Annotated in this window: 11 protein-coding genes; 8 read left to right on the top strand and 3 right to left on the bottom strand. The window is 48.4% G+C overall.

Features of this window, described 5'->3' with window-relative positions; translation table 11 throughout:
• Together J4F31_11055 and J4F31_11050 are read right to left on the bottom strand one after the other, a co-directional pair.
• A partial coding sequence (locus J4F31_11055) for a CRTAC1 family protein (protein ID MCE2497095.1) occupies window positions 1-1,195 on the bottom strand: 1,195 nt, incomplete at its 3' end.
• A gap of 192 nt (window positions 1,196-1,387) precedes the next feature.
• Window positions 1,388-1,582: a hypothetical protein gene (locus J4F31_11050; GenBank protein ID MCE2497094.1), complete on the bottom strand. Its 195-nt coding sequence runs from the start codon at window positions 1,580-1,582 to the stop codon at window positions 1,388-1,390.
• Between the two features lie 112 nt (window positions 1,583-1,694).
• Here J4F31_11050 and J4F31_11045 point away from each other — a divergent pair, with 112 nt between their 5' ends.
• From J4F31_11045 to J4F31_11035, 3 genes are all read left to right on the top strand, one after another.
• Window positions 1,695-3,053, top strand: a complete 1,359-nt coding sequence (locus J4F31_11045; protein MCE2497093.1) for a peptidoglycan synthetase — start codon at window positions 1,695-1,697, stop codon at window positions 3,051-3,053.
• Complete coding sequence (gene bshC, locus J4F31_11040) at window positions 3,050-4,672, top strand: bacillithiol biosynthesis cysteine-adding enzyme BshC (protein MCE2497092.1); 1,623 nt, start codon at window positions 3,050-3,052, stop codon at window positions 4,670-4,672. Before J4F31_11045 ends, bshC begins: the two co-directional genes overlap by 4 nt.
• Before the next feature lie 85 nt (window positions 4,673-4,757).
• Window positions 4,758-5,060, top strand: a complete 303-nt coding sequence (locus tag J4F31_11035) for a hypothetical protein (protein ID MCE2497091.1) — start codon at window positions 4,758-4,760, stop codon at window positions 5,058-5,060.
• 153 nt (window positions 5,061-5,213) lie between these two features.
• Here the strand turns inward: J4F31_11035 and J4F31_11030 are convergent, their stop codons facing one another.
• The gene (locus J4F31_11030) at window positions 5,214-5,357 is read right to left on the bottom strand and encodes a hypothetical protein (protein MCE2497090.1); all 144 of its coding nucleotides are present in this window, start codon (window positions 5,355-5,357) and stop codon (window positions 5,214-5,216) included.
• 96 nt (window positions 5,358-5,453) lie between these two features.
• Here J4F31_11030 and J4F31_11025 point away from each other — a divergent pair, with 96 nt between their 5' ends.
• From J4F31_11025 to guaA, 5 genes are all read left to right on the top strand, one after another.
• Window positions 5,454-6,215 carry a sulfite exporter TauE/SafE family protein gene (locus J4F31_11025; protein ID MCE2497089.1) on the top strand — a complete coding sequence of 254 codons (762 nt, stop codon included), beginning with the start codon at window positions 5,454-5,456 and terminating at the stop codon, window positions 6,213-6,215.
• Window positions 6,216-6,303: 88 nt separating this feature from the next.
• Window positions 6,304-6,906 (top strand): hypothetical protein, encoded by a 603-nt coding sequence (locus tag J4F31_11020; GenBank protein MCE2497088.1) that lies wholly within the window; start codon window positions 6,304-6,306, stop codon window positions 6,904-6,906.
• 354 nt (window positions 6,907-7,260) lie between these two features.
• Complete coding sequence (locus J4F31_11015; GenBank protein ID MCE2497087.1) at window positions 7,261-8,241, top strand: hypothetical protein; 981 nt, start codon at window positions 7,261-7,263, stop codon at window positions 8,239-8,241.
• 2 nt (window positions 8,242-8,243) lie between these two features.
• Window positions 8,244-8,435: a T9SS type A sorting domain-containing protein gene (locus J4F31_11010; protein ID MCE2497086.1), complete on the top strand. Its 192-nt coding sequence runs from the start codon at window positions 8,244-8,246 to the stop codon at window positions 8,433-8,435.
• 39 nt (window positions 8,436-8,474) lie between these two features.
• Window positions 8,475-10,007: a glutamine-hydrolyzing GMP synthase gene (gene guaA / locus J4F31_11005; protein MCE2497085.1), complete on the top strand. Its 1,533-nt coding sequence runs from the start codon at window positions 8,475-8,477 to the stop codon at window positions 10,005-10,007.
• Window positions 10,008-10,117: the final 110 nt, after the last annotated feature.

The following is a 10,117-nucleotide window of genomic DNA, read 5'->3' as shown; positions in this document are numbered from 1 at the left end:
CGATACGAAACTGTTCCTCTATAGACTCCAAAAAGTATTCGCCTGATCCTGCTACTCCCCATAAAAAAGACCTGATCCATTGAAACTCATCGGCCGGCAGGTCCTGTGTAAACGAGATGCCGTTCGATACAGTATCCACTTCTTCGGTGATCACAGGTGCCGGGACCGAACCACAGCACACTTCTTGAAAATAATACTCTTGGTTGGTGGGTAAGTTCACATATCGACATACGAGCCCCGATGGCCACTCAATGATCAGTGAATCCAACTCGGTAGCTCCACCTACTCCAAAGTGCTGCTTTAAGTCGTTTTGACCTTGTTTTTGACTAATCGCTTGTACCTCGCGAGATCTCCAAACCTGATTCCCGAACAGGTTGAAATAGATCTTGACCTTTGCTCCAATAGCCGATTTATTCGATACTAAACCCTCGAGCTCTACTTGTAAATAGTTGTTGCCATCCGAGGTGGTATTTAAGAAGTAGGCGTTGTTGCTGCTCCAAACAGGTACATAAAGGTCGAGCATTCCATCGCCGTTGAGGCCCCCCATACTGGGTCCGTCTGAACCCGCTTGTAGGTTTGCCGAACTCGCTGTCGCGCTAAAGACGCCACTTCCGTTGTTCAACCAAAGCTCACTTGCTCCCAAGAACGCCGCAATATAAAGGTCGAGGTCTCCGTCATTATCGACATCGCCGGAGACACTGCTGTTCGCAGTTTGGTTGTGCACGGGTAAGTGGGTAGAGGTAACGTCGGTGAAATTGAATCCTCCATTATTCATGAGCATGGCGTAACCAAAGGCCCGAGAACCAACCATGAGGTCATGGTCTCCGTCGTTGTCAAAATCCTTGGCCTCTACACTTCGAACATTTGAAAGGGTCGACAGCGCTGCCGGTGTGGCGTCCACAAAAGTTCCCTCCTGATTCTCATAGATCGCCGAAGGCTGCCAGCGGTGAATGCGAATAGCATCCTGATCGCCATCGTTATCGAGGTCCGAAAACAAGGTGTTGGTGCTCCATGAAGAGAGATTGTCGATCGGTGTATTCACCGAAGTAAAGTTCAACCCACCCATATTCTTGAATAGCGAGTCGCGGTCATCCCGTGCGCACATTAAAATATCGAGCAGACCGTCATTGTCGTAATCCGCAGTTCCCGTTGAATTGCACTTGACCTGATAGTCGGTCGGACCACCGACTTGCACCAACGCGTAATTGCCTCCTCCCAGAGTCTCAAAGAATAAATTATACTGAACGGGAACGTTGCCCGACCCGCCCGTGGGAATAAAAACATCCAGGTCCCCATCGTTGTCGAAATCGGCCCAAGTACTACTCTGCGTGTCCCAATCCGTTTGTAATACCAGCGGGTGGTTTGTTATACTGGTGAAGTTTCCGGATCAATCGTTTTCAAAGAGCACGTTGTTCAAGTTATTGCCAATGGTGACGTACACGTCGAGATCACCGTCCCCGTCGTAATCGACCATGGATGAACCCGATCCACCATTCGTGGTGACCGAATACGCGGTAAAGGTTTGCCCGTTCAGGACAACGGTGCTGGCAAGAAATATGGAAAGGGTAAAAAAGTATCGCATCAAAAGGGAATTAGGATAAATATAAAGAATCTTAATTACTGAGGTATTCCGACGATTCGAGCTTTTCTAGAACCTTATTTATGTCTTAACTTCGGTGCACAAAAGTGATCTAGTGAACGTACATTTCATCGCCATTGGCGGATCGGCCATGCACAACCTCGCATTGGCACTTCAGGCTTCGGGGCACCGGGTAACCGGCTCCGACGATCATATCTTCGAACCCGGTAAAGGTCGTTTGCGGGATGCAGGATTATTACCTCCTACGGAGGGATGGGAAACTGAGCGGATCACCGAAGACCTCGATGCCGTTATTCTCGGTATGCACGCTCATGCCGATAACCCCGAGCTCGCCAGAGCTCAGGAGTTGGGGCTCAGCATTTACAGCTATCCGGAATTCTTGTACCATCAAAGTCAGGACAAGACCCGTGTGGTCATTGCCGGGTCGCACGGAAAAACCACCATTACCAGCATGATCCTTCATGTGCTGGGGTATCATGAGCTGGAAACCGATTTTTTGGTCGGAGCACAATTGGCGGGCTACGACGTGATGGTGAGAATCTCGCCGCAGGCGGAATTCATGCTACTCGAAGGCGACGAATACCTGAGTTCGCCCATCGATCGACGACCGAAGTTCTTGCATTACCGGCCCAATGTAGCATTGCTCTCTGGCGTTGCCTGGGATCATGTGAACGTGTTCCCGACCTTCGAAGATTACCTCGATCAGTTTCGGCAGTTCCTCATGGTCATTGAACCGGGTGGCGCGGTAATTTACAACGAGGAGGATGAGCATGTGCAACGCCTGGTCGAAGAAACTCCCAACGAGATCAAACGCTTCCCCTACAGTACTCCGAAATACCATGTGGATGGTGAGCAATGTGTGCTTGAGACGTTCATGGGCGATCTTCCGCTCAAGATCTTTGGAAAGCACAACCTGAACAACCTCGAAGGAGCGCGCTGGATCTGCAATCAGATGGGGGTGACCGACGAACAGTTTTACGAGGCCATTCAGACCTTTAGCGGTGCCAGTAGGCGCATGGAGCTCCTCGCCAAGAACGATGATATCGCCGTGTATCGCGATTTCGCACATGCGCCGAGCAAGGTGGCCGCAACCGTAAAGGCCGTTCGAGAGCTGTACCCCGGACACCGATTCATTGCGGCGCTCGAACTGCATACCTACAGCAGTTTGCAAACGAAATTCATGCCCGAATACCGAGGTTCCCTCCATGCGGCCGATGAAGCGTTGGTGTATTATAATCCGGCCGCGGTCGAAGCGAAGCGCCTGCCAGCCATCACGCCCGAACAGGTTCGCAAGGCCTTCGATAACCCGGATATCGCAGTCTACGACGATTCTAAAGCCCTTTTTAGCCGCTTGGATGAACCCTTCGACGGCGGCACCGTTGTACTCCTCATGAGCTCCGGAAACTTCAATAATATCGATTTACCCGCTTGGGCCAAGGTTCGGGCCGAATGAGTCGTTTCAAACTACATAAACTACCCGTTGAAGATACGCAGGCCTTTTCGAGCCTAGTGATCGATTACGCCAAAGACGACGAAAAGCTGCGCCAATTTTATGGCCTTCGGCCCGATGCGGAAGTCTTCGAAAAGCAGATGAAAGCGAAATCGCATTTCGACAGCGAACATCGTTATACCTTGGTCAAGGCCTTGACTGAACAATACGGGCGCCTCAAAAATGTGCAGGTCGATAGTGATCGGGTCGAAAAGAATGTGATCGCTCTCGAACACGCCAATACCTTCACAGTTACTACCGGGCATCAGCTAAACTTGTTTACTGGCCCGCTGTACTTTTGGTATAAGATCGTGCACGCGATCAACTTGGCGCGGCATTTGAAGAACAAGTACCCCGAGTATGACTTTGTTCCGGTGTACTGGATGGCCACTGAGGATCATGATTTCGATGAGATCAATCACATAAACCTTTTTGGCGGTACGCCGCGGTGGGATCGACCCGATGGGGGAGCAGTAGGCCGAATGGACCTCGAGGGCTTCGCCGATGTACTGAATGACCTCTCTGAGGTCATGGGCCCCGGAGCCAATGCCGGATACCTCAAGGGTCTCTTTGAACGCGCCTACACGGAGCAAAGCACGCTGGCCGATGCTACTCGATACCTCGTGCACGAGTTTTTTGCGGAGGACGGATTGGTGATCGTCGATGGAGACGAACCCTCGCTAAAAGCGCTTTTTGGAAGAGCAATGGAACGCGAGATGAAGGAAAAGGTGACCTTCAACACCTCGATATCCGCCGTTCAATCTTTGGAGCGTTATTACCACGTTCAGGTGAATCCACGGGAGATCAATTTGTTTTACCTCGATGACCGAAGTCGACAGCGTTTAGAGGCCAATGATATAGGTTGGCATGTCGTCGATCGCGACAAAAACTTCACGCCTGACTCCTTTGATGCGGAGCGAGTCGAACACCCGGAGCGATTCAGCCCCAATGTGTTGATGCGCCCCCTGTATCAAGAGGTGATTTTGCCCAACCTCGCGTATATAGGCGGTGGGGCAGAGGTGGCTTATTGGATGGAACTCAAAGCGTCGTTCGATGAACACGATGTGCCGTTCCCGGTGCTCTTTCTTCGAAATTCAGCACTGCTCATTTCTGATAAAAACGACGACAAACGTCAGCGCTTGGGGATTGGCTATCCAGAGTTGTTTCAGCCCACTGAAGAAATCGTAGAGTGCTGCGTATCCGAGCACAGTAACGAGAACCTCGACTTCTCAGAGTACCGGTCTATGCTTGAGGAAATGTTCGGCGAAATGGAGGAGATCGCCCGACGCACCGAAAAGAGCTTTGACGGAGCGGTAAAAGCGCAAAGGCAAAAGCAACTAAACGGTCTCGATAAATTGCACAAGCGACTGGTCAAGGCCGAAAAAAGAAAGCACGAGCAACTTGCAGAACGCATCAGAGACCTTAAAATGGCCCTCTTCTCGAAGGGAAAACTTCAAGAGCGCCACGACAATTTCATCCCTTTTTATCTGGAGTATGGTGATGAGTTCAAAACGGGTCTGATCGAACACCTCGATCCATTTACATTCGACTTTCACATTCTTACAGAACGCAGCGAAAGCTGATAAAAGTCAGAGCTTAAACTGACGCTTCGCATGTCATATCTGATGCTTGCATAGGAACTTTGTAGCTAATGAAGTTCCCACCGCCATGAAACGTTTGATCCACGTCTTATTTGCCTTGACCGTCTCTTTTGGGGCGCTGGGGCAACAAGAGCACTACTACCAAGTTTTCTCGATTGCGGAGTGTAATAACGATATAGAAATCAATTTAACCCCACTGTTTGAATCGACCCCCGATGTGTTGGTTCTTTCGCTCGACCCCTTCGAAGCCGACTCCTTTCACTACCACTTGTTTAACATGCACGGCGTCTCTATGCGTACAGGAAAAGTAGTGTATAACCGTACGGAGATCCTGATGGCCGATTACCCTACCGGGAGTTACATTTATTGATATCCACCGACGAAGAGGATATTCAACTTTTTCGCACCAAGAAGAAGGTACTGGAGTAATGCTCCTTATTAAACCAATTATTTACAAGGAGCTGTTTTAAGTTCGGCGGCCGTGACGTTGGACTTGAAAAGGATATATCGTCTTTGTGGATGCTTAAGTAAAATTGAGGGCAATCACGACTTCAGCAGTAACAGCATCAGTAATGCCAACAGCAAGGGCTCCAGCAGAGCCAAGAGCTTCAGGAAAAGCCACTAGGCTATACCTTACAGCCATGAATGGAGTATTGGTTTTGATCACTATGGCTACATTTTCAGACTATTCTCACACCATTGGGAAAAATGGACTTAATGCACAGAATTACGATATTCAACCACTCAACCACTCAACTAACTCTTGGACCTCCTCGTCATAGCCATCGTCGCACTATTGACCAGCTGGCTAACGCTACTCAGCGGTTTTGGGCTGGGAACGCTGCTGTTGCCGGTGTTTGCCCTATTTTTTGAGGTCGAGGTTGCCATTGCTCTTACGGCGATCGTACATGTGCTCAACAACCTGTTCAAATTCGGTTTATTGGCCAAATGGGTGAACCGCGGGGTAGTCCTTTGGTTTGGCGTTCCAGGTATACTCGGGGCCTTTCTGGGAGTGCGAATGCTTTCGCGTTTAAGTCATTTAGATTCGTGGTTTGTTTCGGATACCGTAGTTGTGGATCCTTTGAGCGCGGTGATCGGTGTGCTGATGATTTTCTTCGCATTGACCGAGTTATTTCCGAAAATGAAGCAATTCTCCTTCAAGCGCAACCTGCTTGCCTTAGGTGGAATTTTTTCTGGTTTCTTTGGCGGACTAAGCGGTCACCAAGGCGCATTGCGGAGCATGTTTTTGATCAAGGCCGGCCTCTCGAAAGAGGTCTATATTGCTACGGGAGTTGCCATTGCCTTGCTGATCGATTTTACCCGTATTCCCATGTATTTAATGCGGATGCCTCGCGGCATGATGCACGACCACTGGGCCCCGGTGATCATCGCGACCGGCTTTGCCTTTTTCGGGGCACTGGTCGGCAAGCGCATGATGAAGAAGGTCACCTTCCGATTCGTTCAGATTTTGGTGGGGATCATGATGATCGGTATCGGTTTTGGGCTCATATTGGGCGTTTTTTAAAGCTTTCGCAACATTAGTTCAACCTAGACAACGTAGTTGTTAACTCCTATGTGGCTTCATGGCTGACATTTACCAAAAATTAAAATCCATGAAGACAATTGACAGCACTATTCTACGAATCTTGTTCTTTTTAATGCTCTTCTCGTTAAACGGTTGTGTTATTCCGGATGAATACGAATTCTGGGATATCGGAGACCAACAATTGAGTCCAGAAGCTGAAATGATACTGGGGTTTAAGTACCTGGGGCAGTTCGAAAGCAGTCACTATTACTACTCCATAACCTCGTATTCCGGAGATTCAGCTTATAGAATGAGCAGATCACTTCCGGGTCATCTGTTGGTGATTAATTCGGCGCGCGAGAATGATTTTCTCGACCGAAGGGTGCTTATGAAATGCAACCGTTCTTGGATAGGGCTTAGCGATTGGCAACAGGAAGGTCAATATGTATGGGTGAACGGTGATTCCCTTAATTACACTTGTTGGGGTCAATGGTACTATACATATGATCCGACTCATTTCGATCCGTCGCTTTGTGATTCGATCCCAACATCTCCAATCTGTGAGAATGATCATTTTATTTTACGGTATGAAGTTGACGGTGCGGACATAATATGGCCGATCTGGCAAAACTTGAATGGTTCGCAGGAGTATCATAAGATGATCTTGGAAGTACCTTTCGAAGAGTTTTAAATGGACTACCCAATGTTCTCAGTCCTCTTTTTTGTAAAAAATAGCCATTGACTTCATAATCCTTTCGAGTATGCGCATCCTTATTTTGATCGCCTTATTGATGTTTGTATGCCTCAGCACCCGGGCTCAATACAATGAGCTATGGTCTACAGCCATACCCGACACGGCACAGCCCGAATGTCTACCGATATGTCTGATTTAATTTCGGACGGTTCGCGTATTTGGGCCTATACTAGATCTTACTCCTCTAAAACGGATACCGAATACGAACGCATATCAGTACTTAATTTAAACGGGTCCATATTGTATTCGAGCAATGAGCAAGCTGTTGACCCCGTTATTTTTCAATTCAAAATGGAATTGCCGAACATGCCCGGGGTGATTGAAGTTGATAGTACAGTGCGGGTTAAAACGCTTCAGGGTAATGCGCTGCTCGACTCAACCATTCTGCTGCCCCGCCTGATCAGTAATGCCCATCTCAAGGCTCAAAAATTGGAGAATGGGTATTTTATCAGAACCGACATTGACTTTTCGACCAGAGCAGATTACACTACTTATGGCGCAACGACGAGCTCCTTGGGCGCCTTGATCTTGTTGGATCCAATTCTGCAAGTAGACACCATCATTTTTGAAAGCAGGAGTGATATGAACGGTCCCTATGTGCATTCATTCCACCAGAGTGCAAACGCCAATACCGTATGTTTTTCTCACCCTACAAGTCAATGGCCCTATGATACCCTCACTATCGAAATTTTCGATAGGCAATGGAATCATCAGAGCACGGTGTCGGTCAACCAGGTATTTGGAGATGCCGACCCTGATTTCTACAATACCCAAATAAACTTCTTTTTCGCCGATGGAGATACTTTAATCATTTGTGGCACAAATATTTTTGAGAATGGCTGCGAATATTTCACCGAAGCCTATAGTGTTTCGAATGATTCGATTTTATGGAGCAATACTCAATATATCGATTGCGAGGCTTGGCTTTTTTGTAATTTTTATTTCGATGATTCTTATAGAAAGAGTGATGGTAATCTAATCTACTCAGTCAATGCCCTGTTTTTTACGGGGTATTCGTCTTGGCTACTCCGATTGTCAATTGATGGGCAAGTCGACACATTACGCGAGAATTCAACCGGTAACTTTGAAAGAAATTTTGCCAGATTGCTGAATCATAACGGTATCGTTTACACGCTCAATCACTATCAGACCCCTGGAGCAACAGTTCTGAATTTATCATTGAGGCGCTTTTGGATAGCGCGACGATTTCAACTTTGGAGTATGCGGAAGTTGGCCTGGAAGTCTTCCCAAACCCTTCCGCTGGGAGGGTAACATTGAGGTCGACTCAAAACATCGAAGAAGTGCGCGTCTATAACTCCTTTGGTGTAGAGGTCTATCGCAGCGATATGTTTGACGGTACGGAGGCTCAGCTTTACCTACAAGACCTATCTGCCGGGACCTACTTTATCCATTGTGGGCAGGGTAACGGAATAGTTGGTGTTGAAAAACTGGTTCTGTACCGATGAAACGACCATCATTTCACGGGCAAAATGTACCTTTGCGCCATGCAAGAAATGATCCTGATCCTCGATTTTGGTTCGCAGTATACGCAGCTCATTGCCCGCCGAGTGCGCGAACTCAACGTTTATTGTGAAATCCACCCATTCAACGACTTCCCGGAGATCACCGAGAACGTAAAAGGTGTAATCCTAAGCGGTAGCCCATTCTCGGTTCATTCCGAAGATGCGCCACAGCCCGATGTGTCAGCTATGAAAGGCAAGCTCCCGCTGCTCGGTGTTTGCTACGGTGCCCAGTGGTTGGCTCACACAAACGGTGGTTCGGTAGAGCCTTCGAAGGTCAGGGAATACGGTCGCACCAATTTGAGCTTTGTCAATAACGATAGCACCTTGTTCAAAGGGGTGAATATTGGCTCGCAGGTATGGATGAGTCATGGCGACACCATCAAGCAACTCCCCGAAGGTTACGAGATCATTGCCTCTACAGCGGACGTTGAAGTGGCCGGATACCACATTCCCAATGAAGATACCTTCGCCATTCAATTCCACCCCGAGGTGTACCACAGTACGGACGGAAAGACATTGCTTCAAAACTTCGTGGGCGATATTTGCCGATTTTCGCGCGATTGGACCCCAAACAGCTTTATCGAAGACACGGTAGCTCAATTGAAAGAACAATTGGGGAACGATAAAGTGGTGCTCGGACTCTCGGGTGGAGTAGATTCTACCGTGGCAGCCGTGCTGCTCGATAAGGCCATCGGGGAGAACCTGTACTGTATATTCGTCGACAACGGATTGCTCCGCAAGAACGAGTTCGAGAGTGTTCTTGACCAGTATAAACACATGGGACTCAATGTTCGAGGAGTCGATGCCAAAGATCAGTTCATCGGAGCTTTGACCGGCATCAGCGATCCGGAAGCCAAAAGAAAAACGATTGGTCGTGTATTCATCGAAGTATTTGACCAAGAAGCGCACAAGATCGAAAACGTGAAGTGGTTGGGCCAAGGAACGATTTACCCCGATGTGATCGAGTCGGTAAGTGTTAAAGGACCATCAGCGACCATCAAGAGTCACCACAACGTCGGTGGCTTACCCGACTTCGTGAAACTCAAGGTCGTGGAGCCACTGAATACCCTGTTCAAAGATGAGGTGCGACGCGTTGGCCGCACGCTGGGCATCAATGAAGAACTGCTCGGCCGTCACCCTTTCCCCGGACCGGGATTGGCCATTCGTATCCTCGGTGAGATCACACCCGAGAAGGTGGCAACCTTGCAAGAGGTAGATCACATTTTCATCAGTGGACTCAAAAACGACGGACTGTACAACGACGTGTGGCAGGCCGGAGCGATGCTGCTTAGCACCGTGAATAGTGTAGGGGTCATGGGCGACGAGCGCACCTATGAGAATGCAGTAGCGCTCAGGGCTGTGGAATCCACGGACGGAATGACCGCCGATTGGGTACACTTGCCCTACGAGTTTCTGGCACGAATTTCGAACCAAATCATTAACCGGGTAAAAGGAGTGAACCGCGTCGTTTACGATATCAGCTCCAAGCCCCCCGCTACCATCGAATGGGAATAAGAACGAAATATTAATTCTGAATTTTAATTCTTAAGGCTTAAGACCGGAACAATTGGATAGATTTGTTCTGTAATGCCTGTAAAATATAGCCAACTCAGCGATTACAAAAT

This window comes from Flavobacteriales bacterium (genome assembly GCA_021296215.1).
Taxonomy (GTDB): domain Bacteria; phylum Bacteroidota; class Bacteroidia; order Flavobacteriales; family ECT2AJA-044; genus ECT2AJA-044.
This window is presented reverse-complemented; position numbering and strand designations above follow the sequence as displayed.

What these genes read in the sequence shown, in the direction of transcription:
- J4F31_11050 (MCE2497094.1), bottom strand. Translation starts at nt 1,582, where the DNA reads ATGCGATACTTTTTTACCCTTTCCATATTTCTTGCCAGCACCGTTGTC.
- bshC (MCE2497092.1), top strand. Translation starts at nt 3,050, where the DNA reads ATGAGTCGTTTCAAACTACATAAACTACCCGTTGAAGATACGCAGGCC.
- J4F31_11035 (MCE2497091.1), top strand. Translation starts at nt 4,758, where the DNA reads ATGAAACGTTTGATCCACGTCTTATTTGCCTTGACCGTCTCTTTTGGG.
- J4F31_11020 (MCE2497088.1), top strand. Translation starts at nt 6,304, where the DNA reads ATGAAGACAATTGACAGCACTATTCTACGAATCTTGTTCTTTTTAATG.
- J4F31_11015 (MCE2497087.1), top strand. Translation starts at nt 7,261, where the DNA reads ATGGAATTGCCGAACATGCCCGGGGTGATTGAAGTTGATAGTACAGTG.
- guaA (MCE2497085.1), top strand. Translation starts at nt 8,475, where the DNA reads ATGCAAGAAATGATCCTGATCCTCGATTTTGGTTCGCAGTATACGCAG.